The organism is Streptomyces sp. NPDC020801, assembly GCF_044334385.1.
GTDB lineage: Bacteria > Actinomycetota > Actinomycetes > Streptomycetales > Streptomycetaceae > Streptomyces.
This window is the reverse complement of sequence record NZ_JBIRST010000001.1, coordinates 326,910-350,870: the sequence shown is the minus strand read 5'-3', so window position 1 is coordinate 350,870 and position 23,961 is coordinate 326,910. Positions and strand designations below refer to the sequence as shown.

Here is a 23,961-nt window from a genome sequence, read left to right as displayed (position 1 = left end):
CCGGGCGTGTACGACGGCTCAGGTGGCCGGGCAGCTCGTTCCGGTCGGGCAGAAGGAGTTGTACGCCGCCGTGAACGGCTCCGTGACGTCCGAGCCTTCGGGGCCGCTGGAGCGGATCGCGTAGAGCCTGCCGTCGGGGGCGGTGAAGCGGCGGTCGATGACCTGGGTGGGGCCGGAGCCGGCGTCGTCGTAGCGGTAGTCCAGTTCGGCCCAGCCGGCGCCGGAGGAGCGGCTCAGGACACGGTAGCCGGAGAGTTCCTGGACGAAGCCGCTCGGGCCGTTCTCCGCGAGGTCCAGTGAGTCGGCGGGCGTCCGCTCCACCACCTCGAACAGCTTCAGGCTGCGGCCGTCACCGGGCGACTTGTAGGTGACGACCTCGGCGCTGACCCCCCGCTCCTCCTTGCGCACCCAGTTCTCCGGCACATCGAGGCTGTAGCCGACCGGGTCCACCGCCCGGCGGTAGCCCGGGGAGGGCTGCGGGCCGGTCAGCGTCTCCGCGGTGGCCGACGAGGAGGCCCGGGTGTCCGAGGGCGTGGGCGCCGGTGTGGGCTGGGCCGCCGGGGCCCGGGTGGTGGTGACCGTCACGGACGGGCGGGCCTGGGGATGGTTCTTGGCGTGGTCGCGGGCCAGCCACCACACTCCCGCGCCCGCCCCGCCCCCGGCCAGCACGGCCAGCACCGCGACCAGGACCAGTGCGGTCCGGGACGCCCCGGAAGCCGGCCCGGGCGCGGGCATCGGCGCGGGCGCGGGCATGAGCGCGGGTATGGAGGCCTGCGTGGGTGTGGGTGTGGGTGCGTGGGTGGGGGGCGGGGCCGCCGGCGTCACGGAGGGCTGCGCCGTGGGCGGCGACGGCGACGGCGACGGCGACGGCGGGCGAACGCCGGAAACCTGGGTCTCGGCCCCCGCCCACCACGGGGTTTCCGGGCCTCCCGGCGGCGGTTGCCTACCGGTGCTCCCGTCGTCGTCCACCCACCGCTGCTGTTCCGCGTCCCACCGTTGGCGCATCACGTACCGTCCCCCAGAAGCCGTACAGAACTCGACGATAGCGGCGTACACGCCGACAGGCCCCGTCCCTGACGAAAACGGGACGGGGCCTGCATGCGACGGCGACGATCGGGCCGGACCGACCGGAAACGGCCCGCGAACCCGAACCCGCCGGCGGACCGGAACCGGTCGACCGGACGGGCCGGGGTGGGCCGACCTCAGATGAGGCCGAGGCCGCGGACCGCGTCGCGCTCCTCCTCGAGCTCCTTGACGGAGGCGTCGATGCGGGCGCGGGAGAACTCGTTGATGTCCAGGCCCTGGACGATCTCGTACTTGCCGTCCTTGCAGGTGACCGGGAAGGAGGAGATCAGACCCTCCGGGACGCCGTAGGAGCCGTCCGACGGGATGCCCATGGAGACCCAGTCGCCCTCGGCGGTGCCGTTGACCCACGTGTGCACGTGGCCGATGGCGGCGTTGGCGGCGGAGGCCGCCGAGGACGCGCCGCGGGCCTCGATGATCGCGGCGCCCCGCTTGGCGACGGTCGGGATGAAGTCCTCGGCCAGCCACTTCTCGTCGTTCACGACCTCGGCGGCGTTCTTGCCGGCGACCGTGGCGTGGAAGATGTCCGGGTACTGGGTCGCGGAGTGGTTGCCCCAGATGGTCAGGCGCTTGATGTCGGCGACCGTCGAACCGGTCTTCTTCGCGAGCTGGGTCAGCGCGCGGTTGTGGTCCAGACGGGTCATCGCGGTGAAGCGCTCGGCCGGTACGTCCGGAGCGGAGGCCTGGGCGATCAGCGCGTTGGTGTTCGCCGGGTTGCCGACGACCAGGACCTTGACGTCGTCCGCGGCATGGTCGTTGATGGCCTTGCCCTGCGGCTTGAAGATGCCGCCGTTGGCCTCGAGCAGGTCACCGCGCTCCATGCCCTTGGTGCGCGGGCGGGCGCCCACGAGGAGAGCGACGTTGGTGCCGTCGAAGGCGACGTTGGGGTCGTCCGAGATGTCGATGCCCTGCAGGAGCGGGAACGCACAGTCGTCCACCTCCATGGCCGTGCCCTCGGCGGCCTTCAGCGCCGGCGTGATCTCCAGAAGGCGAAGCTTGACCGGCACGTCCGCGCCGAGCAGCTGGCCGGAGGCGATGCGGAAGAGCAGGGCGTAACCGATCTGGCCGGCCGCGCCGGTGACGGTGACGTTCACGGGAGTGCGGGTCATGGCGTTCTCCGTATGACAGCTGGCGGTGGGGCGTCCCTGCCCCGGGATGCGGGATCCCCGCAGCCGGTTCGCGGTGACCGGTCGCCGGTCTGGTGATCCGGCGCCCGTCCACCGCGTTGATCGATCACGGGTACGAATGATCGATCTCTTGGCGTCAAGAGAGATCCAGCCGTCAGGCTATCGCGCATCCGGGACCCCGGACGTACGGGCCCCTGTGGCCCGGCCCACAGAGCGACCGGGTCCACGCGAAGGGGCCGCCACGCGAAAGGCGGCCGCCCGTCCGGGAGAGGGGGGACGGAGACGGCCGCCGGGTGGGGTTGCCGGAGAACCGGACTCCCGTGGGGGTGAAGTGCGCCTGCCCCGATCGGCGGACCTCATGCCCGTCGCAGGCCACTTTTTTCTCTCCGCTTCCCGGACCCCGCACGGCGGCCGGCGGCCTAAGGGCCGCTTGCCCCCGTTCCGCTACTTCGTGCACCCCTTCAGCCCCGACCGCAGGGTGGCGCACGCCTTCGCCTGGGCGGCGTCCTTCACGGCGATCATCGGCGTGTACGCGATCGTGTCGCCGGCCGTCGTGATCGTGCCGGCCTCCTTGCGCGTACCGACCGTGACCTGGACCTCGTCGCCACGGGCGGCCTGGGTGATACGGCCCCAGGCGGCGCCGCAGGTCTTGCTGTAGCGGACCTCGAGAACGGTGCTGCCGACGGTGGCGCTCTGCGCCGTGCTCACCAACTCGCCGCTGCACCCCATGCTCTCGGCGTCCTTGCCGGTGCACCCGGCCCCGCCGCACTTGACGCCGGGCGGCAGATCGAGGGGCGTACTGGCGGAGGGGGACGGCGACTTGGCCGCGCTCCGGGCCTTGCCGCCCCCGTTGCCGCCGGTGAGGAAGAAAACGGCGCCGATCACCACCAGTACACCGACCAGGCCCGCGAGGAACATCGTCACCTGCCGCCGGCGCACCCCGCCACCGCCGTCGCCACTGCGGCGCTCGCCACCGGCGGCCACGGGCCGCGCGGCCTGCGCGGGTTGGCCGTGCGGGCTCTCGACGCCCGGTGTCCGGTTCGCTCCCTGGGGCGCGGACGCGCCGGGTCCGGCGGCACGCCCGGCCGCCCCGGACGGCCCCCGGTATCCGGCCAGCCCCCAGGAATTGCCACCGGTCGACGGCACCGGGGCCGAGTCCGGCCCCGAACCGGACCTGGCCCCCGACTTGGCCCCGGACCCGGGCTCGGCCCCGGACTCGGCCCCGGACTCGGAGCGGGAGCGGGAGTCGGCAGGCCCCGAAGCGGGCGGGGCCGTCCCCAGCGCCCCCTCCCGTACGTCAGCGTCGGACGCCGTCGGCTGTACCGGCACCGCCGGGGACACGCCCGCGGTGCCCGGGACTCCCGGGGCTGCCGTGGTGCCGGCGGCCCTGCGGGGCGTCTTGCCGCCCTTCGCCCCGGCGGTGGGCGCCGCCGCGCCCAACTCCCCGAGCGAGGCGCGCGCCTGGGCTATCCGGATGGCCTCCATGGTCCGGTCGTGCCGCATCTCCGCGCGGCTCCAGGCACGCTCGGCGAGTTCCCACATCGTGGTGAGGTGGACCGGATTGGTGCCGGTGACCTCGGCGAGGGCGATGACCGCGCCCTTGGGCGCCAGGAGCCGGCCGTTGAGGTAACGGTCCCAGGACGTCTTGCTGTAGCCCGTGCGGTCGGCGAGCGCGGCGACGCTCAGGCCGCTGCGGTCCACCAGCCGCCGCAACTGGCTCGCGAACTCCCTCACCTGCGGATCGACTTCCTCGGGCAAGGCCTTCCAACGAGGCATCGCTTCCCCCCTCTTCCCCCGGTACGTGCCGGCTGTTCCCCGCGCGTCGCGCCCTGTGCCGAACCCCCGTTGTGGCTACCCACGCAGACGCTCCCCGCCAGGGTCTCAGGCACCGGGGCGGGGGCGCACGGGAGCATTCGGGCCGGGGCGCACGCCGTTCGCGCCGTTGCGCCGATTGCCCACGCCAGTGCTGCGACCGGATGTCGGCCGAGTTGACCCCGGTCTCCCCGGTGTGTCAATACATCGACACACCGGTGGCACGCACCCGGCCCCGTACGCCCCAGAAGGTGACAGAGGTGTCGGGCTCTCGGCTCACCCGAGAGTCATCGCGCCCACGACCGCGGTGAGCAGCAGGACCAGGAGCAGCAGGACGGCGTACAGCAGAAGGCGTCCGCCAGGCCCGGACCGCGGCCGTTCCTCCGGCCGGTCCCACCACGGCACGGTGGGGTCCTCCTCGTACTCCTCGGTCTCCGCGTCTCTCGGCAGCGCCGTCGCCGGGCGGGGCCAGACCTTGACGGCCATCTCCCAGCGCACGGTGTGGCGTTCGGCGTCAGGGCCGGTCAGCCCCGCGACCCGGCAGAGGGCGGCGACCGCCTGCCTGGGCGGCGGCTGGGTGGCGTTGAGGTAGCGCTGCCAGGAGGACTTGCTGTACGCGGTCCGCGCGCCCAGCGCGACCAGGCTGAGACCGGTGCGGTCCTTGAGGAGCCGCAGCTGCTCCACGAAGTGCCGCACCTCCGGCGGCAGATCGTCCGGCAGCGGCTGCCAGGCGCCCATCGCTCACCTCCCGGCGTCCCTCGCGTGGCCCGATCGCAGCGAGTGACGACACGGGCGGTCCGATCGGTTCCCACGCCGGGTCCGGGCGCCGCTGTGGCAGAGCGCGGACACCGTAGCGGAACGGTCACTTCCGTGCCACAGCGTACGGACAGCCGTTGAACAGCCCCTGCACTGTGCAGCAGGCTGGACACGAGACGGCGGCCCGTCCTGACTCGGGGGAGAGGATGGGCCGCCGTCGCCGTGCCTGCACGTCATCCCGCACACCGCACCCCGCGCACCGCACCGCAGTGCCCTCGGCACCGCGCACACGGCGGTCACTGACTGTTACGGACCGTGAAGTGCAGCGCGTCGTCCAGGAACGGTATCTCCAGCCAGGGCTTCGGCTGGGCCATCAGCGCCAGCAGGACGATGGCGGAGCCCAGGACGCCGTAGGTGACGATGTCCGTGAAGCGGGAGCGGACGGCGAGCATGCCGACGCGGGGCAGCAGCCAGCGCATCACGGCGCCGCCGAGCAGGGCCGCGCCGATCAGCAGCAGCCCGACCCGGAAGGCGTCGAAGGCGGTCACCAGCAGCCCGAGCCCGACCATGGACAGCACGGCGAGCATCGGCCACTGCCGGGCGGGGGCCGGGGCGTCGCCGGGCGCTGCGCGGCCGCCGCCCTCGGGACGCGCGGTGTCCCTCGTGAACAGCGGGAAGCGGCGCGTGACCCGGCGCGCCCGGGCCTCGGCGTCCGGCGCGCTGACCGGATCCCGTACCTCGATCTCCGGCTCCACGGACACCGGGTCCGGGGCCGCGTCACGCGGGGCGCCGCCCGCCTCAGCCGACACTGCGCTCCGCCGCCTCGACCACGTTGACCAGCAGCTGGGCCCGGGTCATCGGGCCGACGCCGCCGGGGTTCGGCGAGATCCAGCCGGCCACCTCGGCAACGTCCGGGTGGACGTCGCCCACGATCCTGCCCTCGGCGTTGCGGGAGACTCCGACGTCCAGGACGGCCGCGCCCGGCTTGACGTCCTCGGCGCGGATCAGGTGCGCGGAGCCGGCCGCGGCGACGATGATGTCGGCCCGCCTGAGATGGGCGGACAGATCACGGGTGCCGGTGTGGCACTGGGTCACCGTGGCGTTCTCGCTGCGCCGGGTCAGCAGCAGCGGCATCGGGCGGCCGATGGTCACGCCGCGGCCGACGACCACGACCTCGGCGCCCTTGATCTCCACCCCGTAGCGGCGCAGCAGCGTCAGCACGCCGTTGGGGGTGCAGGGCAGCGGGGCCGGCTCGTTGAGGACGAGACGGCCGAGGTTCATCGGGTGCAGGCCGTCGGCGTCCTTGCCGGGGTCCATCAGCTCCAGGATGCGGTTCTCGTCGATGCCCTTGGGCAGGGGCAGTTGGACGATGTAGCCGGTGCAGGACGGGTCCTCGTTCAGCTCCCGGACGACCGCCTCGATCTCCTCCTGGGTGGCGGTGGCCGGCAGCTCGCGCTGGATGGAGGCGATGCCGACCTCCGCGCAGTCGCGGTGCTTGCCTGCGACGTACTTGCGGCTGCCGGGGTCGTCCCCGACCAGGATCGTGCCGAGGCCGGGCGTGACGCCCTTCTCCTTCAGCACCGCCACGCGGGCGGTCAGATCGGACTTGATCGCGGCTGCGGTGGCCTTGCCATCGAGAATCTGGGCGGTCATGCCCCCATCCTCGCGGATGAACCCGCCGTGGTTCCAATCCGGGTGCCCCTTGGCCCTCAGCCCCGGGCCCGGCCCATGATCAGTGATGTTGCACTTGCACAACACATGCGAAATGCGGCTGGACAAGTAACCATCCGGTCAAGAACGATGAACAGCACAGTGCCGCGGGCAGCTCATCGGGGGGAATGACCGCATTCTGTAGAACTCTCCTCCGTACGGTGCCGCGCGTCGTCCCCGCACTTGATCAACGGAGGAAAGACCGCCATGAGTTACGGCGACCCGAACAACCCCTACGGCGCCCCGCAGGCCCCCCAGCAGCCCGGCTACGGCTACCCCCAGCAGGGCCAGGCCCCCGGCTACGGCTACCCGCAGGCCCCGCCCGTCCAGCAGTACGGCGCGCCGGTGCCGGAGTCGATGCCCGGCTCGGTCAGCGCGGCCCGTGTGATGCTCTGGGTGATCGTCGCTCTGCAGCTGATCGGCGTCATCGCCTTCGCCTACGCCGCCTCGAAGGTCAGCGCCGCGAAGAACGACGCCACCTTCCAGAACGACGCCGCCTTCCAGCGGGTGGCCGACTACTCCTCCGGCATGCTGTGGGCGTTCGTGGTCTTCGCGCTGGCCTGGGGCGTGTTCGCGGCGGTGCTGGCGATCAAGTTCAACACCGGCCGCAACGGCGTCCGCGTCACGACCCTCGTCTTCGGCATCATCACCGCGGTCCTGGGCCTGTACCCGTTCATCATCGTGGGCCTCGTCCACACGGTGCTCGCCATTCTGATCGCCTGCTTCGTCGGCGGCTCCAACGGCTCGGCCTGGTTCAACCGCCCGCGCTACTGAGCACTGCGCTCCCTCCGCACCAAGGGCCGTGTCCCACCCGTACAAGGGGGGCACGGCCCTGGTGCGTCACGCTCGGGTGATCAGTGGAATCAGTGGAAGAAGTGCCGCGTACCGGTGAAGTACATCGTCACGCCCGCCTTCTCGGCGGCCTCCACGACCTGCTCGTCGCGGATCGAGCCGCCCGGCTGGACGATGGCCTTCACACCCGCCGCGATGAGGATCTCGGGACCGTCGGGGAAGGGGAAGAACGCGTCCGAGGCGGCGTAGGCGCCCCGCGCCCGCTCCTCGCCCGCCCGCTCGACGGCGAGCTTGCAGGAGTCGACGCGGTTGACCTGGCCCATGCCGACGCCGACCGAGGCGCCGTCCTTGGCGAGCAGGATCGCGTTGGACTTCACCGCCCGGCAGGCCTTCCAGGCGAAGGCGAGCTGTGCGAGCTCGCCGGCGGAGAGCGCCTCGCCGCTGGCCAGGGTCCAGTTGGCCGGGTCGTCGCCGTCGGCCTGGAGCCGGTCGGTGACCTGAAGCAGCGCGCCGCCGTCGATGGCCTTCACCTCGACGGGAGCGGCCGGCCCGTTCGGGGCCTTGAGGACCCGGATGTTCTTCTTCTTGGTGAGGGCCTCAAGGGCCCCCTCCTCGTAGCCGGGCGCGACGACGACCTCGGTGAAGATGTCGGCGACCTGCTCGGCCATCTCCCGGCTCACCGGGCGGTTCACGGCGATCACACCGCCGTACGCGGAGACCGGGTCGCAGGCGTGCGCCTTGCGGTGGGCCTCGGCGACGTCCGCGCCGACCGCGATGCCGCACGGGTTGGCGTGCTTGATGATCGCCACGCACGGCTCGTCGTGGTCGTAGGCGGCACGGCGGGCGGCGTCCGTGTCGGTGTAGTTGTTGTACGACATCTCCTTGCCGTGCAGCTGCTCGGCCTGCGCGAGGCCGGCCCCGCTGCCGTCCACGTACAGGGCGGCGGGCTGGTGCGGGTTCTCGCCGTAGCGCAGGGTGTGCGCGCGATCCCAGGTGGCGCCGAGGAAGTCGGGGAACCGCGACTCGTCGACGGGGGCGTAGGAGGAGGCGAACCAGGAGGCCACCGCCACGTCGTAGGCGGCCGTGTGCTGGAAGGCCTCGGCGGCCAGCCGCTTGCGGGTGGGAAGGTCGAAGCCGCCGGCGGAGACCGCCGCGAGGACGTCGGCGTAGCGGGCCGGGCTGGTGACGACCGCGACCGAGGGGTGGTTCTTGGCGGCGGCGCGGACCATGGAGGGGCCGCCGATGTCGATCTGCTCGACGCACTCGTCGTCCGAGGCGCCGGAGGCGACGGTCTCGCGGAACGGGTAGAGGTTGACCACGACCAGGTCGAACGGCTCGACGCCGAGCTCGGCCAGCTGCCGCCGGTGGTCCTCCAGACGCAGGTCGGCGAGGATGCCGGCGTGGACCTTGGGGTGCAGGGTCTTGACCCGGCCGTCCAGGCACTCGGGGAAGCCGGTCAGCTCCTCGACCTTGGTGACGGGCACGCCGGCCGCGGCGATCCGCCCGGCGGTGGAGCCGGTGGAGACGAGTTCGACGCCCGCCTCGTGCAGCCCGCGCGCGAGCTCCTCGAGACCGGTCTTGTCGTAGACGCTGACGAGCGCGCGCCGGATGGGCCGCTTGTTGCTCTCGGCGGTCACTGGATAACTACCTTTCGTCCCTCGATGCGATAGCCGTTGCGGGCGAGCCGCCCCACGACCTCGACGAGCAGCCTTCGCTCGACTTCCTTGATGCGCTCGTGCAGCGCGCTCTCGTCGTCCTCGTCCCGGACCTCGACCACGCCCTGGGCGATGATCGGCCCGGTGTCGACGCCGTCGTCGACGAAGTGGACGGTGCAGCCGGTGACCCTGGCGCCGTACGCGAGCGCGTCCCGCACGCCGTGGGCTCCCGGAAAACTGGGCAGCAGGGCGGGGTGCGTGTTCACGAACCGCCCGCCGAACCGCGCGAGGAACTCCTTCCCCACGACCTTCATGAACCCGGCGGACACCACGAGGTCGGGCTCGTAGGAGGCGACGGCCTCGGCGAGCGCCGCGTCCCACTCCTCGCGCGCACCGTAGTCCTTGACCTTCCGCACGAAGGTCGGCACCCCGGCGCGCTCGGCGCGCGCCAGCCCCTCGATGCCTTCGCGGTCCGCGCCCACGGCGACGATCTCGGCGCCGTATGCCTCGGCTCCGGCCTCGGCGATCGCGTCGAGGAGCGCCTGCAGATTGGTGCCGGATCCGGAGACCAGCACGACGAGGCGCTTGGCCACGGGCTTGGCGGCCACGGTGGGGCCCTTTCTCGGGGGAGCTGTTTGTACGGTCGTACGAATGCTTCGCGCCCCCGGATACGGGGAAGCCTACGAAGCGGCCGACCGCCAGCAACGATACCGGCACACCGGACGGCCCCCATGGGACGGGGGCGTGGCCGGAAGGTAGCGTCTGGGGGGAACCCGGTACGGGAACGCACTTCGCGCACCGTGCGTTCACACGACGACGGGCCCGCGACCCGGGGCCGCACAGCACCTTCGGGGGGACGTTCCGGATCGGACACTCCAGATCAGGCATTTCGGATCCGCATTTCGGATCTGATATTTCGGATCAGGCGCGTCGGATCAGACGTTCCAGCCCGGACGTTCCAGCCCGGACGCTCCAGTTCAGTAGTGACTCACCAAGGGGAAGACGCTCACTTGATGCCGGACCGCAGCCTGCGACTCCTCACGTTCCCCCCGCAGCCGGAGCAGGGAGGGGAGCGCGGCGCCGTGCTGCTGCGGGAGCGCCCCACCTCGCCGCCGGACGCGCGCCCGGGCGGAGAGAACGGCGACGGACAGGGCGGCGCGGCCCCCGACGACAACCCCTTCGCCCCGCCCCCGGTGGGCACTCCCGACCGTCCGTGGCAGCCCCGGCACCCCTCCGGCGACTCCTCCGACGACGGTTCCGGCGAGGGCGGCGGCCACTCCCCCTGGGGCAGCCAGTGGAGCGACCGGCAGCCCGGCCGTTCCTCCGGCGGCTTCGGCGAACGCCCCCAGCGTCCCGGCGGCGGACCCGAGGGTCCGGGCGGGCCCGGCGGCGGACCCGGCGGCGGCTCCGGTCCCGGCCTGCGCTGGGACCCGACGGACCCCGCCCAGCGCCGTGCGAGGTACGCGCTGCTGTGCGGCATGTGGGCCTTCTTCTTCGTCCTCTTCAGCTGGACGTACGTGGCCCTGCTGCTCGGCGCGCTGGCGCTGTACTGGGGCATCAGCTCCCTGCGCGCCAAGCCGCGCAGGCCCGACGCCGGCACGCCGGCGCAGGACGGCCGCCCCCAGACGACGGCCGCGATCACCGGTCTGGTCACCGCCTCGCTGGCCCTCGCCCTGGTCGCCGTGACCTTCACCGCGCAACTGGTCTACAGCGACTACTACTCCTGCGTGAACGACGCCCTGACCAACGAGGCCAAGCAGTCCTGCGACCAGCACCTGCCGCAGGAGCTGCGGCAGGTGCTGGGGGTCAACGGCTGACGGACCGGGGTCACTCGTCACTCCGCGGCGGCTCGCTCGGGGGCGGCTCGCTCGGGGCGGGTGACTGGGCCGGTGGCCCGCTCGGCGGCCGAGTCGGTGACCCGGTCGGTTGTTCGGTGGGTGGCTCGGTGGGTCGTTCGGTGGGTCGTACGGCCCGGGGATCGTTCGCTTCCGTCGCTTCTTCCGTCATTGCTGTCGCCGCGTCCGGGGCTGCCGCGTCCGGGGCTCCCGCGTCCGGGGCTGCCGGTTCCTGCACTGCAGGTTCCTGCACTGCAGGTTCCTGCGCTTCCGCCGGCGTATCGGATTCCGCCGGGGCCGGGGGTTTCGTCGCCCCCTGTGCGAGTGCCGCCCAGCGGGCCTGGCGGGCGGCCTCGTCGTCCTGCCAGGACAGGGGGTCGGACGGCTGCGGGTCGAGGGGCAGTACGTCGTAGGCCTCGAGCTCGGCGTCGTGGCCTTCGGGCAACGGCAGCGGCGCGGCCTGCGCGGGTGGCGCCGCGACCGGGATCCCGGCCGCATCCTTCCGGGGCCTGCCGATCCGCCACCGGGTGCCGGCCTCCTCCACCGTCAGCCGGCCTCCCCGGCAGCGCCAGGCCCGACGGACCGCCGCCGTCGGTACGGCCACCGTCAGCGTCCACGCCAGGGCGGCCGTCCCCACCTGCCATCCCACCGGCCCGAAGCTCGCCAGCGCGGCACCGCCGAGCGGGCCGCCCGCCAGCTCGGCGAACACCCCGAGCCCGGCCGCGCACAGCCCGCACGCCAGTCCGGCGCCGCCCATCGTCCGCCGCCACGACCACGCCCGCACCGGCGGCCCGCCACCGCGTACCTCCCGCCCTCCCCGTACCGCCGCCCCCGCCACGAACCAGCCCATCGTGAGTCCGGCCGCCACCGGGATCGCCGTGGACGCCAGGTTCAGCGAGGTGCCGGGGCCCGCGTCCGGAACCGCCGCGAGCAGCGGGAACGGCGGCAGCAGGGGGGCCGGGGCGGAGGAGAACGGTTCGACGACATGGCCGGCGCCGAGGACGAAACCGGGGCCCAGGGCGTAGGCCACCGCCCACAGCACCGCGTTCGGCAGCAGCGCCAGACACAGCAGCAGTACGGCGAACCGTCCCGACCAGCCCTCCGTCAGCCGCAGGAAGGCTCCCCGGGCGATCTCGCCGTGCCCCGCCAGCGACACCCCGAGCAGCAGTGCCCCGCCCCCGGCGAAGACCACCGCTCCGGCTCCGGCCGCCCGCGCCGAGGCGCCGAGGCGCGCCCTGGGACCGGGCCCGACGAGCAGCCGCCGCAAGCCCTTCGGCAATGCGCGCAGGGCCTGGTCCGCCGGGGCACGCGGACAGCCGTACGCCGTCCACACGCCGCTGCCCGCCGCCACCACGGCGACCAGCGGCACACACACGGCCGTCCAGGCCCACGAGGGACGCAGCGCACCGCCCGCCGCGTAGGCCACGACCCCACCGCCGACCGAGAGATAGCCGAGGACGACGCCCGCCCACACGGTGCGCGGCGGGACGAGCGGGCCGCCGTCGCCTCCGTCGGTCGCATCCCGCGCCGCGCGGTGCACCAGCAGCGCGGGCAGCGCGAGCAGCAGCAGCGGGGTCACCCCCATGGGCGCCGGCACGCCGGTGAGCGTGTCGGTGCGGACCAGTTCGGCACCGTGCGCCAGCAGCCACAGCGCGGCGGCGACGTGCAGGGCGCCGCCGGGGCCGCTGTCGGGGTACGGGGAGCTGATCCACAGGGCGATGACGAGCACGGCGAACGAGCCGAGCCCGAGTCCCGCCGCGACCGCGCCGCCCAGGAGGCCGGCGCCGAGTCCGGGTGAGCGGTCACGTACGCGGGCGCGCAGGCGAGGCAGCGGCGGACGTCGATGGGTCGTCTGGATCACGCTCGCCATGCTCCCAACGACACGCGCGTTCCCGGCGCAACAGGCGAAGCCCCGCTGTGTCGCCCAATATACGTTTATGTGCCTATTCACACGGAGGGACGCATGGTGACGGCCCATCACACAGACACGGATACGGACCCGCTGACGCCCGATCAGGCCTTCGACGCCCTCTACGCGTTCTGCGCCCCCGCCCTCGTACGGCAGGCCTATCTGCTCACCGGCCGGCACGAGCGGGCGCGCGAAGCCGTGGAGCAGGCCTTCCAACAGGCCTGGCAGCGCTGGCCGGAGGTGGCCCACGACCGGGATCCGGCGGGCTGGGTGCGGGTGGCGGCGTACGAGTGCGCGCTGTCCCCCTGGCACCGCCTCCGCCCCCGCAACCGCATCCCCGACCCGCCTCCCGATCCCGCGGACCGCGCGCTGCAGCGCGCCCTGATGCAGCTCCCGCCGCCCCACCTCCGCACGCTCGTGCTCTACGACGGTGTCGGGCTCGACCTGCCCGAGACGGCGGCGGAGACGGAGGCGAGCACCCCGGCGACGGCGAACCGCCTGATGCACGCGCGGGAGGCCGTCGCCGCACAGCTGCCGGAACTGGCGGACACGGCGGAACTGCACCGACGGCTGGTCCGGCTGGCCGCCACCGAGCGCCGCCCGGCGGCGAAGCCGGCCACCGTGCGGACGGCCGGGGAGCGCAGGACGCGATTTTGGACCCGGTCCGCCATCGCCTTCACGGTCACCATCATCGGCGCGACGACGCTCACGCTGCGGACCGCACCCACGCACTACCTGGCGCCGGTGTCCCCCGGGCACGCGGTGCAGGGGCTGCCGGCGGCGGGCGCGCTCGGACCCCTGTCGCAGGAGGCGCTCAGGCTGCGCGCCGAGCTCAGGAAGGGGACCGTGGTCGGGCCGGAGCGGCTGGTGCCCCAGGCCAGATGAACCGGGTGGGCGCCGGCGGAACGCCGGTGGGCCCGCCCCCAACCCGGGGAGCGGGCCCACCGACGTTCGGCCGGAAAAGCTCAGCCGACGAGGCCGTATCGCCTGCCGGATTCAGCTGCGGAATTCAGCTGCGGAATTCAGCCGCCGAATCAGCCGCCGAATCTGCTGCCGAATCAGCTGCCGAGAATGGCGCGGGCGAGCTTGGCCGTCTCGGTCGGGGTCTTGCCGACCTTGACGCCCGCGGCCTCCAGGGCCTCCTTCTTGGCCTGGGCCGTGCCGGAGGAGCCGGAGACGATGGCGCCGGCGTGGCCCATGGTCTTGCCCTCGGGCGCGGTGAAGCCCGCGACGTAGCCGACGACCGGCTTGGTCACGTTCTCCTTGATGAAGGCCGCGGCCCGCTCCTCGGCGTCGCCGCCGATCTCGCCGATCATGACGATCAGGTCGGTGTCGGGGTCGTCCTGGAACGCCTTCAGCGCGTCGATGTGGGTGGTGCCGATGATCGGGTCACCGCCGATGCCGACGCAGGTCGAGAAGCCGATGTCACGCAGCTCGTACATCATCTGGTACGTCAGCGTGCCGGACTTCGACACCAGGCCGATGCGGCCCGGCTTGGTGATGTCGGCCGGGATGATGCCGGCGTTCGACTGACCGGGGGTGATCAGGCCGGGGCAGTTCGGGCCGATGATGCGGGTCTTGTTGCCCTTCTTGCCGGCGTAGGCCCAGAAGGACGCCGTGTCGTGCACCGCGATGCCCTCGGTGATGACGACCGCGAGCGGGATCTCGGCGTCGATGGCCTCGACGACCGCGTCCTTGGTGAACTTCTCCGGGACGAAGATGACCGAGACGTCGGCGCCGGTCTTCTCGATGGCCTCCTTGACGGTGCCGAAGACCGGTACCTCGGTGCCGTCGAAGTCGACGGTCTGGCCCGCCTTGCGCGGGTTCACGCCACCGACGATGTTGGTGCCGGACGCCAGCATGCGCTTGGTGTGCTTCTGGCCCTCGGAGCCGGTCATGCCCTGGACGATGACCTTGGATTCCTTGGTGAGGAAGATAGCCATGGTGTTCTGTGACCTCGTCCCTTACTTCGCGGCAGCAGCCAGCTCGGCGGCCTTGTCGGCCGCGCCGTCCATGGTGTCCACCCGCTGGACGAGCGGGTGCTTGCGGTCGTCGAGGATCTTGCGACCCAGGTCGGCGTTGTTGCCGTCCAGGCGCACGACGAGCGGCTTGGTGACCTCTTCGCCCTTGGACTCCAGGAGCTCCAGGGCCTGCACGATGCCGTTGGCGACCGCGTCACAGGCGGTGATGCCGCCGAAGACGTTGACGAACACGGACTTGACGTCCGGGTCGCCGAGGATGATCTCCAGGCCGTTGGCCATGACCTCGGCGGAGGCACCGCCGCCGATGTCGAGGAAGTTGGCGGGCTTGACGCCCTTGTGGGCCTCGCCGGCGTAGGCGACGACGTCCAGGGTCGACATGACCAGACCCGCGCCGTTGCCGATGATGCCGACCTCGCCGTCGAGCTTGACGTAGTTGAGGTTCTTCTCCTTGGCGGCCGCCTCGAGCGGGTTGGCGGCTGCCTTGTCGTGGAACTCCTCGAACTCGGGGTGGCGGAACTCCGCGTTGTCGTCCAGGGAGACCTTGCCGTCGAGGGCGAGGACGTCACCGGAGGCGACCTTGGCGAGCGGGTTCACCTCGACCAGGAGGGCGTCCTCCTTGATGAAGACCTCCCACAGCTTCACCAGGACGTCGGCGATCTTGTCGGCGACCTCGGCCGGGAACTTCGCGGCGGCGACGATCTCCTGGGCCTTCGCCCGGTCCACGCCGTCGATGGCGTCGATCGCGATCTGGGCGACGGCGTCGGGGCGGGTGGCGGCGACCTCCTCGATCTCCATTCCGCCCTCGACGGAGGCGATGGAGAGGAAGGTGCGGTTGGCGCGGTCGAGGAGGAAGGAGACGTAGTACTCCTCGAGGATCTCCGGAGCCGTCTCGGCGATCATGACCTTGTGGACCGTGTGGCCCTTGATGTCCATGCCGAGGATGTCCGTCGCGCGGGCAACGGCCTCGTCCGGGGTGGCGGCGAGCTTCACGCCACCGGCCTTGCCACGACCACCGACCTTCACCTGGGCCTTGACGACCGACTTGCCGCCCAGCCGCTCGGTGATCTCGCGCGCCGCCTCAGGCGTGTCGATGACTTCACCGGCCAGCACCGGTACACCGTGCTTGGCGAAGAGGTCCCTCGCCTGGTACTCGAACAGGTCCACGCGCTTCCGTCCCTATCAGTGATCTCGCGGTTCGTTGGATGCGTGGGCGTGCCGCGAAGGGCAACGTGACGTCCGCTCTGTGTCACAAGGGAGGCGCACACGGTGTCCGAGCGCGCGGCATGTCCGTCTCGCAGGTTATCTCCGCTCGCCGGGGTGCCCTAAATCGGGGGTCACACCTGAGCGGTGATACCTGTCACATGATGCCGCACTCTCTGGCACTGCGTGCCGGATGTGAGGGATGGCGAAAGGGACGGCTCGGGGCACGGGCGCGGGAACGGGCGGGGGGCGGCACGAGAAACGGCGAAGGGGACCGGCGCGGGGGCGGGAGAGGAACGGCTGGAGGAGCGGCGAGAGGAACCGGCCCGAGGACGGCTGGAGGAGCGGCGAGAGAAACGGCCACGGGACGGCGCGGGGAACGGCGAAGGGCCTCACCGGGCTGGGGTTGACCCGGTGAGGCCCCTTGGGCAGCCCTCAGGGGCTCAAGGCGGATGATCCCCACCCCAATGGGGACCAGCCGGCCCTTTCCGCGGGGTTCCGGCCGGAGGACCGACGGCTTTCGGCCATCCGGGTCCGTCAGCCCCGCGGAGTCTGCCGGTCGCCGTGCCGGGGCCGCCCCGGGCCCTCGCACGGCGGTGGGCGCGTACGGGTCCGCCGGGGCCTCGTACGAATGGGCGCGTACCCGGTCCGCCGGGACCCGGTACGGCGCGGTCGAGGTGAACTGGTGGCCCGGGTGGTGCGAGCCGGCGTCAGATTCGGATGCCGTACGGACGCACGTCCCGCGCCGCCCCCTGCACCCCCTGCGCGTAGCCAGGGGTGACCGACTGGGCGACGTCACCGGCGCCGGTGACCGCGTGACCGGCCAGCGGGGCCGCGGTGGCGCCGACGGTGCCGGTGAGGTCCTGCGCGAAGGGCGCGACCCGGCCGGCGACACCGCCGGCGAACAGGCCGGCGTCGCCCCCGACGGCGTGGGCGAGCGTGGTGGCGCTGCCGCCCACGCCCCGCGCCACCGGCCGCACGGTCTCGGTGACCGTGCCGACGACCGGCCGCACGGCACCGGCCACCCCGTACGCGAACGGCGCCACCTCGCCCGCGACGCCCTCGGCGAAGGGGGCCACCTGCCCGGTCACCCCCTGTGCGAACGGCGGTACGGCGCCGACGACGCCGCCCGTGAAGGGCTGGACGTCGGCCGCGGCGCCGTGCGCCGTCGCACCCGCGTCCGTGACGGCCTGCCCGGCGACGGGCAGCACACCGTGCACGGCGGTGTTCGCGACCGGCGGCAGCACGGCGTCGGTGGTGTCGTGGACGACCCGGCCGGCCAGTCCGGCGGCGTACGGGGGCACACCGGCGGCGACGCCGTGGGCGACCGGCTGCGCGTCGGTGACCGCACCGGCCCCGACAGACGACCCGTCCGCGACCGCCCCGCCGGCGACCGACTGAACCCCGGCGACCGCTCCTCGGACGACCGGCTGAACCCCGGCGACCGCTCCTCGGGCGACGGGCTGGACCCCGCGCACGGCGCCGCCCGCGACCGGCTGTACGCCGGCCACGACACCGTGGGCCAGCGCGGTTGCGGCGCCGACGGCGTGCCCGGCCACCGGGACCACGCCGTCCACCGCGTGCGTGGCGGCCGGAACCGCTCCGTGCACCGCGCCGGTGGCGACCGGCGTCACGCCGTACACCGCGTCCGTGACGGTGGGCACGACCCCCCGCACGGCGTCTGCGGCGATCGGTGCCACGCCCCGTACGGCAGCTCCGGCCACGGGCAGCACGCCGCCCACGGCGGTGTCCGCCACGGGCGGCACGACGGCCGCGGCCGTCTGCGCGACGACCGGGGTGACGGTCCCGGGCACGGTGCCGACCAAGCCGACGACCTGCTGCTTCGCCTCACCGACGGTGCCGGTGACGTGGCCGGGCACGGACGAGACGGTGGTCTCGGCGGCCCCACGGAGCTGTGCCACCGTGCCCTGTGTGGTGCCGGCCACTGAGGCGGCCCGGCCCTCGGCACCGGTGACCGCGGTCTGCGCGGCTCCGGTCACTGCGACGGTCGCTGCGCCGGTCACCGCGCCGGTCACCGCGCCGGTCGCGCCCGGCGCAGTGCGGCCCGCGCCCGCGACCGTGTGCCGCGCCACGGCCCGTACGGCGCCGACGACGCCCTGAGCCTGGGCGCGGGCGGCCGCCTGGGTGCCCTGGAGCTTGGTCTGGGCGCCGGCCAGCGCCTCCTCGAGCTCGGGGGCGAAGGCGGACAGGGGACCGAAGAGGTAGTCGATGCCGTTCTGGGGGGTGGACCTGCCCGGGAACTCGTCGGTCACCCTGTGGGCGGCGTGGGCGACGTCGACGGCCTGGGCCGCATGGGCCACTTGGGTTCCCTGGTCGGTGACGGCGCCGGCCTCGGCCTTGGCGGCGCGGGCCGCATGGGCGCCCTGGATGGCCTGCGCGCCCCGGATCCGGGTGGCGCGCTCCACGCTCACCTCGGCGTCGACGTAGCGGCGGGCCTGCTCGGCGGCGCTGCCGGCCTTCCCGGTCTGCGTGGCTCCGGCGGCGGTGCCGGCGAGGTCGCCGACTGTGGACCGCGCCCGGGCGGTGGTGTCCGAGACGGTCGTGGCCGCGCTCTGCACGGCCGTGCCGCCGGTGCTGCCGGTGCTGCCGGAGACGGTGTTCCGTACACCGGAGACGGCGCCGTCGACCGTGCCGGTGACCGCGCCGGTCACCGAACCGGCGGTGTCACCGGTTTCGTTGGTGGCGTCCGATGCCGACACGGAGGACGCCGGCAGTTCGTCGGCGCTGGCGACGGCCGAACCGAGCGCCCAGGCGCCGGTGACACCGGCGGCTATGACGATGGAGCGGCGGATGTTCTTGTTCATGCGTGCGTCAGATCCTTAAGGGGTTCCGAGACGCCCGGGAGAGGGACTCCGGGGTGGGGACATTCCGGCGCCTGACGCGGTCGCGCACACGGTCCGGGGTGTGTGTGGGGGGGGGGACCGGCGGACGCGCTACGGCTCCGGTGGCTTCCGTCCGGAGATCGAAAGGGGGGTCCGGACGGGCGGGCAGACCTGTTCCGCCCCCGCGCGGCAGGTCTGGGCGGGGGAAGGGGCCGGCTCTGCCTAGCCCGGGAAGACCGGGATGTCCCGGTGCCTGTCCCGGGTCCCGGCCGCGTCGGCGCGCGCGACGGTGCCGTGCACCAGCCGCAGCGGAGCCCGGTCGTTCAGGGTCACGGCGTGCGCGTCGGCGTGCCGCGATGTGCTGGAGTCGGCCGCCGAGTGGTCGCCCGCGACGCCGTTCGCGTCACCGGCGGGCGCCTGGTGCGCGGGGACGTGCGGGCATCGGTGCGCGTGGTGGACGCGCGCGGTGCCGCCCGCCGCGATGGAGCCGTGCGCGGCCGGCGGTCCGAAGACGACCGCGCTCGCGGCGCGTGCCGCGTCACTGGGCTGTCCTTCGGCGGCCGCCCCGTCGCGTGCCGTGACGGATGCCGGCAGCACGCTTCCCGGCCGGCCGGAGAGCCCGGGCTGCCCGGAGGGCGCGGGCAGCGGCAGCGAGGGCGGCACGGGCTGCGCCGGCCACGTGGGCAGCGACAGCACCGCCGGTATCCGCGTCCGCGCGCCGCCGGAGGTGTCGGTCACGGCCGCCACGGCCGTCACCAGATCCCCGGCCGGCTCCACCACCCGCTCGGTCACGAACCGGACGACGGAGTCGGTGCCCGGACGGACCACCGACTCGGTCGCCGGACGGGCCGGGAAGCCCGCCGCCGAACCGACGTGGAAGTCGGTCGCCGAACTGACGAGGGAAGCGGTCGCCGGAGGGACGAGGGAGGCGGTCGCCGGAGGGACCGTCACCGGACTGCCCAAGGAGTCGGTCACCGGGCGGGTGGCCTGATCGGCTGTCCTCTTGCGGGCCGTCGCGCGAGCTGTCCGGTGAGCAGCGTGGTGCGAGGTCCGGTGGGCCGCGGAACCGTGGCCGGGCCGCCTGGCCGGCGCGTGCAGCGCCTTGCCGAAGGCCACAGCCGCGCCGTTCGTCAAGGACCGCACACCGTCCGCCGCGGACGCCGGCACTGCCTGGACCGAGGGCACCGTCGGAGTTCCCTCCGCGGCGTGCGCCTGCTCCCCGCAGAGGAACCCGAGCGCGAACAACGCCCCGACCAGCAGTACCAGTTGCAGCGCACGCCGCCCGGCCGCCGTGCGCATCACGCGCAGAGCGGCACCGGAGAGGGCTGCTGGCAAGGTCAAGAGGGGACGGTTCCTTCCCGAGTGGGCGACGCGCCGCCGACGACGCCTCGATCCTCGCACGGGAAGCCCGCGGTCACGCAAGCCCCCTGTTACCGATGGGTAGGCATGTCCGTTTTGCTGGCACGATCCGGTCGACAAGTAGTCAGCGAACCGCCACCGCCCCCTCGTTGTCCCGTGTTCGTCACAAGGTTTCGTCCCACTGTTTCGTCACGCGGTTTCGTCACGCGGTTTCGTCACGCGGTTTCGTCACGCGGTTTCGTCACGCGGCGTCCGGTATCGGAAGCGGACGCTTCTCGATCGCCGCCGCCATCACTTCCGGGAACAGGTCGGGCGTGCAGGCGAACGCCGGTGCCCCGAGCGCCGCAAGCGCGGCCGCGTGCTCCCGGTCGTAGGCGGGCGCTCCCTCGTCGGAGAGCGCGAGAAGCGTCACGAACTGCACTCCCGACGCCTTCATCGCCGCCACCCGCTTCAGCATCTCGTTCCGTATGCCTCCCTCGTACAGGTCGCTGATCAGCACCACCACCGTCTCCGTGGGGCGGGTGATCTGCGACTGGCAGTACGCCAGGGCCCGGTTGATGTCCGTGCCGCCGCCGAGCTGGGTGCCGAAGAGCACGTCGACCGGGTCGTCGAGCTGGTCGGTGAGGTCGACGACCGCCGTGTCGAAGACGACCAGCCGGGTGCTGATCGACCGCATGGACGCCAGCACCGCCCCGAACACTGAGGCGTGGACGACGGATGCCACCATCGAACCCGACTGGTCGATGCAGAGGACGACCTCCTTCTTCACGGACCGGGAGGCCCGCCCGTAGCCGATGAGCCGCTCCGGCACGACCGTCCGGTACTCCGGCAGGTAGTGCTTGAGATTGGCCGCGATCGTGCGGTTCCAGTCGATGTCGTGGTGGCGGGGCCGGCTGACGCGGGCGCTGCGGTCGAGGGCGCCGGTGAGGGTGGCCCGGGTGCGGGTGGCCAGCCGCTTCTCCAGGTCCTCGACGACCTTGCGCACGACGGCCCGTGCCGTCTCCTTCGTCGTCTCCGGCATCGCCTTGTTCAGCGACAGCAGCGTGCCGACCAGGTGCACGTCGGCCTCCACGGCCTCCAGCATCTCCGGCTCCAGCAGCAGCGTGGCCAGCCCGAGCCGGTCGATGGCGTCGCGCTGCATGACCTGTACGACGGAGGACGGGAAGTAGGTCCGTATGTCGCCGAGCCAGCGCGCCACCGACGGCGCCGAGGCCCCGAGTCCCGCCGAACGGTCCCGCCCGGTCCCCGGTTTGTCCCCCTTGCCGTAGAGCGCGGCGAGTGCCCCGTCCATCGCCGCGTCCCGTCCGGACAGCGCGCATCCGGTGCCGTCGGCCGCGTCCGCGCCCAGTACCAGCCGCCAGCGCCGCAACCGCTCCCGCGCCGGGTCCGCTTCCGCCACGCCGTGCCTCTCCCCCACCGTCATCCCGCCACCCCCGCGAGTTCGTCGCCGCTCTTCTCCTCGGACGCGGCGTCCTGCAGACCCAGCAGCAGCCGGAGCACCGGCAGTACGGCCTCCGCACGCTCCTGGTCGAGGCCCGTACCGAAGCCGGCGGCACCGGCCGCCGCGGCACCGGCCGGGCCGCCGCCCTGCCCCGGGCCGCGGCGGACCAGTTCGCCGAGTGTTCTGCGTACCCCGGGCTCGTACGCCGAGAAGGTGCGCCGCAGCAAGGGCAGTACGTCAGTGAACGCCTCCGCCGGCACTCCGGTCAGCCAGGCGTCGAGCAGCCCGAGCAGCCGTTCGTCGTGCACGAGCAGCATCCCGCCCCCGCCGCCGACGAAGCCCTCGATCCACGCGGCCGCCTCCGCCGGCGGCGTGCCGGGCGACAGCGCAAGCCCCATGAGCCGTGCGGCCAGGTCCTGTTCGATCTCCCCGTCGTCCAGCAGGAGCCGCACCGCGCGTCCCCGGACCACCCCGGGCACCGTGTCCCTGCCCGACAGCACCCGCAGCACGGTCCGCCAGCGGGTGCGCAGGTCGCTCCGCCCGGTCAACGGGGTGTCGCCCAGCAGGGCCACGGCTCCGTGCACCGCGTCCACATGGCGCCGCATCTCCTCGGCCGCGTCCGCGTCCAGTCCGGCGCAGGCCGGGGGCAGACCGACGAATATCCGCTCGGCCAGCCCTCCGGCGACCTCGGCCAGGGCCTCGGTGCCGGTGCCGCGCACATCGCCGTAGCGCAGGGAGCGGACCAGGGCCGGCAGCGCCTGGGCGAGGTGCCCGACGTCCGCGTCGAGCGCCGCCCGGTCGGCGAGCACCTGCATCACCACGGGCAGTGCGTCCGGGAGTTCGGCGAGCAGGCAGCGCTCGGCGAGCCCGGTGACCTCGGCGAGGGCCTGCGCGCCCATGGCGTCCGCCGCCGCCCTGGCGGTCGCCGCGGTGAGCACGGTCGTGCCCCACACCCCGGCCTCGGCGACCCGCACCGACAGCTCCGGTTCCCAGCACAGCCGCCATGTCTCCCGGAACGTGCCCGTGCTGCCCCGCGAGGCCACGGGCTCGCCCCAGCCGATGCCCAGCAGCCGCAGCCGGTGCAGGAGCCTGCTGCGGCCGGCGTCGGTCTCCTTGCGCAGGTCGAGCTCCAACTCCCGCTCCGAGGACTCCGGCTTGAGCCGCAGCCGGCGCTGGAGGCGGGCGAGGTCATGCTGCAGGGGCACCGCGGGCGCGGACTCCGGCACCTCGCCCAGGACGTCGCCGACCACCAGCCGGTCGTGCACCAGCGCCAGCGGCACGTCCGAGCCGTCGCACATCACCGCGCGCACCGCGTCCGTGGTCTCGCCCAGCCCGGGCAGTGGACGGCCGCGCATCGCCGCGAGCGTGTCCGCCAGCCGCACCGCCTCGATGACGTGCGCGGAGGACACGGGCCGGTCCTCCGCGCGCAGCAGCCCGGCCACCTTGGTCAGCCACCGCTCGACCGGCCGGTCCGGCGCGTGGAACAGATGGGCGTACCACCCCGGGGAGTCGATGCCCGCGCCGTAGCCGCCGGCCCGGGACAGTCTGCGGTGCGTCCACGGCACCCACGTCATGTCCGCCTTGACCTTGGGCAGGCCCTTCAGCAGCGCCCGGTCGGCGGTGACGGCGGCCTGCTGCCGCAGCGCGGGCACATGCCAGGCCCCGCACACCACGGCGACGCCGTCCCCGAACTCACGCTCGGCTGCCCGCAACTGGAGCCGCATGTGCGCCTCCCGCACCAGGTCCCGGTCGTGGCCCCCGCTGCCGTGGGCGTCCCGCAGCGCGCCCATGGCCTCCTCGATGACCAGGAACGGCGCGGACGCGTCCCCCTCCCCCACGCCCCGGTGCTCGACGACGTCCTCCCACCAGCGTTCGGGGTCCTCGTACCCGGCGGCCTCGGCGAGGGCGGCGAGTGGGTCGAGGCGCACCTCGGCGCCGGGCGGGCCCCCGCCGGCCGGGCGCTCGGGGGGGCTCTGCTGTGGAGTCGCAGCGGTCTCGTCTGCCTTCCCCCACGCCAGTGTGTGCGCGGCCGGAAGGTCGATGAAGCGGGCCGGGACGCCGTGCGCCAGGGCCCAGCGGACGGCGACCCACTCCGGGGAGAACTCGGCCAGCGGCCAGAAGGCCGAGCGGCCGGGCTCGTCCACGGCGTGGGCGAGCAGGGCGACCGGCGGCCGCATGTCCTCGCCGGCGGCGAGCGGGATCAGCGCGTCGGCCTCCGGCGGCCCCTCGATCAGCACCACCCCAGGCCGTGACGCATCCAGGGCCGCCCGCACCGCCCGCGCGGACCCGGGACCGTGATGCCGGACCCCGAGCAGCAGCGGCCCCGCGCCGGGCCGGCGGCTCCCTGACGGCGACGGCTCCTCAACGCCTGTCACACCGTCCCCCTCGTCCCCCACGTCCACCACGCGCCCCTCGTCCTGCTCGTGCGCACCGGCCGCCTCGTCCTCCCGTCCAGCT

Annotated in this window: 18 protein-coding genes; 3 read left to right on the top strand and 15 right to left on the bottom strand. The window is 73.5% G+C overall.

What is annotated here, in order from left to right:
* Positions 1 to 18: 18 nt before the first annotated feature.
* The 6 genes from ACH4UM_RS01675 to ACH4UM_RS01650 all read right to left on the bottom strand — a co-directional run bounded on the left by ACH4UM_RS01675 (position 19) and on the right by ACH4UM_RS01650 (position 6,431).
* The gene (locus tag ACH4UM_RS01675; protein ID WP_398172404.1) at positions 19 to 753 is read right to left on the bottom strand and encodes a hypothetical protein; all 735 of its coding nucleotides are present in this window, start codon (positions 751 to 753) and stop codon (positions 19 to 21) included.
* Between the two features lie 449 nt (positions 754 to 1,202).
* Entirely contained in the window at positions 1,203 to 2,192 is a 990-nt protein-coding gene (locus ACH4UM_RS01670; RefSeq protein ID WP_398172402.1) for a malate dehydrogenase, read from the bottom strand.
* Positions 2,193 to 2,654: 462 nt separating this feature from the next.
* Positions 2,655 to 3,986: a helix-turn-helix domain-containing protein gene (locus ACH4UM_RS01665; RefSeq protein ID WP_398172400.1), complete on the bottom strand. Its 1,332-nt coding sequence runs from the start codon at positions 3,984 to 3,986 to the stop codon at positions 2,655 to 2,657.
* Positions 3,987 to 4,298: 312 nt separating this feature from the next.
* The gene (locus tag ACH4UM_RS01660) at positions 4,299 to 4,760 is read right to left on the bottom strand and encodes a helix-turn-helix domain-containing protein (protein WP_398172398.1); all 462 of its coding nucleotides are present in this window, start codon (positions 4,758 to 4,760) and stop codon (positions 4,299 to 4,301) included.
* A 314-nt stretch (positions 4,761 to 5,074) separates the two neighbouring features.
* On the bottom strand, positions 5,075 to 5,539 hold the full coding sequence (locus ACH4UM_RS01655; RefSeq protein ID WP_398173550.1) for a DUF3017 domain-containing protein: 465 nt from the start codon (positions 5,537 to 5,539) through the stop codon (positions 5,075 to 5,077).
* Between the two features lie 37 nt (positions 5,540 to 5,576).
* Positions 5,577 to 6,431 carry a bifunctional methylenetetrahydrofolate dehydrogenase/methenyltetrahydrofolate cyclohydrolase gene (locus tag ACH4UM_RS01650; protein WP_398172396.1) on the bottom strand — a complete coding sequence of 285 codons (855 nt, stop codon included), beginning with the start codon at positions 6,429 to 6,431 and terminating at the stop codon, positions 5,577 to 5,579.
* 264 nt (positions 6,432 to 6,695) lie between these two features.
* On the opposite strand from ACH4UM_RS01650, the gene ACH4UM_RS01645 reads away from it, so the two are divergent.
* On the top strand, positions 6,696 to 7,262 hold the full coding sequence (locus ACH4UM_RS01645) for a hypothetical protein (protein ID WP_398172394.1): 567 nt from the start codon (positions 6,696 to 6,698) through the stop codon (positions 7,260 to 7,262).
* Between the two features lie 89 nt (positions 7,263 to 7,351).
* Here the strand turns inward: ACH4UM_RS01645 and purH are convergent, their stop codons facing one another.
* Together purH and purN are read right to left on the bottom strand one after the other, a co-directional pair.
* On the bottom strand, positions 7,352 to 8,917 hold the full coding sequence (purH, locus tag ACH4UM_RS01640; RefSeq protein WP_398172392.1) for a bifunctional phosphoribosylaminoimidazolecarboxamide formyltransferase/IMP cyclohydrolase: 1,566 nt from the start codon (positions 8,915 to 8,917) through the stop codon (positions 7,352 to 7,354).
* Positions 8,914 to 9,543, bottom strand: a complete 630-nt coding sequence (purN, locus tag ACH4UM_RS01635) for a phosphoribosylglycinamide formyltransferase (RefSeq protein ID WP_398172390.1) — start codon at positions 9,541 to 9,543, stop codon at positions 8,914 to 8,916. Before purN ends, purH begins: the two co-directional genes overlap by 4 nt.
* 405 nt (positions 9,544 to 9,948) lie before the next feature.
* On the opposite strand from purN, the gene ACH4UM_RS01630 reads away from it, so the two are divergent.
* Positions 9,949 to 10,752, top strand: a complete 804-nt coding sequence (locus ACH4UM_RS01630; RefSeq protein WP_398172388.1) for a hypothetical protein — start codon at positions 9,949 to 9,951, stop codon at positions 10,750 to 10,752.
* A 10-nt stretch (positions 10,753 to 10,762) separates the two neighbouring features.
* Here the strand turns inward: ACH4UM_RS01630 and ACH4UM_RS01625 are convergent, their stop codons facing one another.
* A complete protein-coding gene (locus ACH4UM_RS01625; protein WP_398172386.1) occupies positions 10,763 to 12,640 on the bottom strand; it encodes a DUF6350 family protein in 1,878 nt (625 codons plus the stop codon).
* A gap of 93 nt (positions 12,641 to 12,733) precedes the next feature.
* Here ACH4UM_RS01625 and ACH4UM_RS01620 point away from each other — a divergent pair, with 93 nt between their 5' ends.
* Positions 12,734 to 13,564, top strand: a complete 831-nt coding sequence (locus tag ACH4UM_RS01620; protein ID WP_398172384.1) for an RNA polymerase sigma factor — start codon at positions 12,734 to 12,736, stop codon at positions 13,562 to 13,564.
* Positions 13,565 to 13,737: 173 nt separating this feature from the next.
* Here the strand turns inward: ACH4UM_RS01620 and sucD are convergent, their stop codons facing one another.
* The 6 genes from sucD to ACH4UM_RS01590 form a co-directional block, all read right to left on the bottom strand.
* Positions 13,738 to 14,622, bottom strand: a complete 885-nt coding sequence (gene sucD / locus ACH4UM_RS01615) for a succinate--CoA ligase subunit alpha (RefSeq protein WP_398172382.1) — start codon at positions 14,620 to 14,622, stop codon at positions 13,738 to 13,740.
* Positions 14,623 to 14,643: 21 nt separating this feature from the next.
* Entirely contained in the window at positions 14,644 to 15,825 is a 1,182-nt protein-coding gene (gene sucC / locus ACH4UM_RS01610; protein WP_398172380.1) for an ADP-forming succinate--CoA ligase subunit beta, read from the bottom strand.
* A 746-nt stretch (positions 15,826 to 16,571) separates the two neighbouring features.
* Positions 16,572 to 18,686 (bottom strand): hypothetical protein, encoded by a 2,115-nt coding sequence (locus tag ACH4UM_RS01605; RefSeq protein WP_398172378.1) that lies wholly within the window; start codon positions 18,684 to 18,686, stop codon positions 16,572 to 16,574.
* Between the two features lie 240 nt (positions 18,687 to 18,926).
* Complete coding sequence (locus tag ACH4UM_RS01600) at positions 18,927 to 20,045, bottom strand: hypothetical protein (RefSeq protein ID WP_398172376.1); 1,119 nt, start codon at positions 20,043 to 20,045, stop codon at positions 18,927 to 18,929.
* Between the two features lie 259 nt (positions 20,046 to 20,304).
* Entirely contained in the window at positions 20,305 to 21,486 is a 1,182-nt protein-coding gene (locus tag ACH4UM_RS01595; RefSeq protein ID WP_398172374.1) for a VWA domain-containing protein, read from the bottom strand.
* Entirely contained in the window at positions 21,483 to 23,879 is a 2,397-nt protein-coding gene (locus ACH4UM_RS01590) for a DUF5682 family protein (RefSeq protein WP_398172372.1), read from the bottom strand. The genes ACH4UM_RS01595 and ACH4UM_RS01590 overlap by 4 nt, the downstream gene beginning before the upstream one ends.
* Between the last annotated feature and the right edge of the window lie 82 nt (positions 23,880 to 23,961).

Bases quoted from the DNA above. Each gene is read 5' to 3' on its own strand.
- ACH4UM_RS01675 (WP_398172404.1), bottom strand. From the start codon at position 753: ATGCCCGCGCCCGCGCCGATGCCCGCGCCCGGGCCGGCTTCCGGGGCG.
- ACH4UM_RS01670 (WP_398172402.1), bottom strand. From the start codon at position 2,192: ATGACCCGCACTCCCGTGAACGTCACCGTCACCGGCGCGGCCGGCCAG.
- ACH4UM_RS01665 (WP_398172400.1), bottom strand. From the start codon at position 3,986: ATGCCTCGTTGGAAGGCCTTGCCCGAGGAAGTCGATCCGCAGGTGAGG.
- ACH4UM_RS01660 (WP_398172398.1), bottom strand. From the start codon at position 4,760: ATGGGCGCCTGGCAGCCGCTGCCGGACGATCTGCCGCCGGAGGTGCGG.
- ACH4UM_RS01650 (WP_398172396.1), bottom strand. From the start codon at position 6,431: ATGACCGCCCAGATTCTCGATGGCAAGGCCACCGCAGCCGCGATCAAG.
- ACH4UM_RS01645 (WP_398172394.1), top strand. From the start codon at position 6,696: ATGAGTTACGGCGACCCGAACAACCCCTACGGCGCCCCGCAGGCCCCC.
- ACH4UM_RS01630 (WP_398172388.1), top strand. From the start codon at position 9,949: ATGCCGGACCGCAGCCTGCGACTCCTCACGTTCCCCCCGCAGCCGGAG.
- ACH4UM_RS01625 (WP_398172386.1), bottom strand. From the start codon at position 12,640: ATGGCGAGCGTGATCCAGACGACCCATCGACGTCCGCCGCTGCCTCGC.
- ACH4UM_RS01620 (WP_398172384.1), top strand. From the start codon at position 12,734: ATGGTGACGGCCCATCACACAGACACGGATACGGACCCGCTGACGCCC.
- sucD (WP_398172382.1), bottom strand. From the start codon at position 14,622: ATGGCTATCTTCCTCACCAAGGAATCCAAGGTCATCGTCCAGGGCATG.
- ACH4UM_RS01605 (WP_398172378.1), bottom strand. From the start codon at position 18,686: ATGAACAAGAACATCCGCCGCTCCATCGTCATAGCCGCCGGTGTCACC.
- ACH4UM_RS01595 (WP_398172374.1), bottom strand. From the start codon at position 21,486: ATGACGGTGGGGGAGAGGCACGGCGTGGCGGAAGCGGACCCGGCGCGG.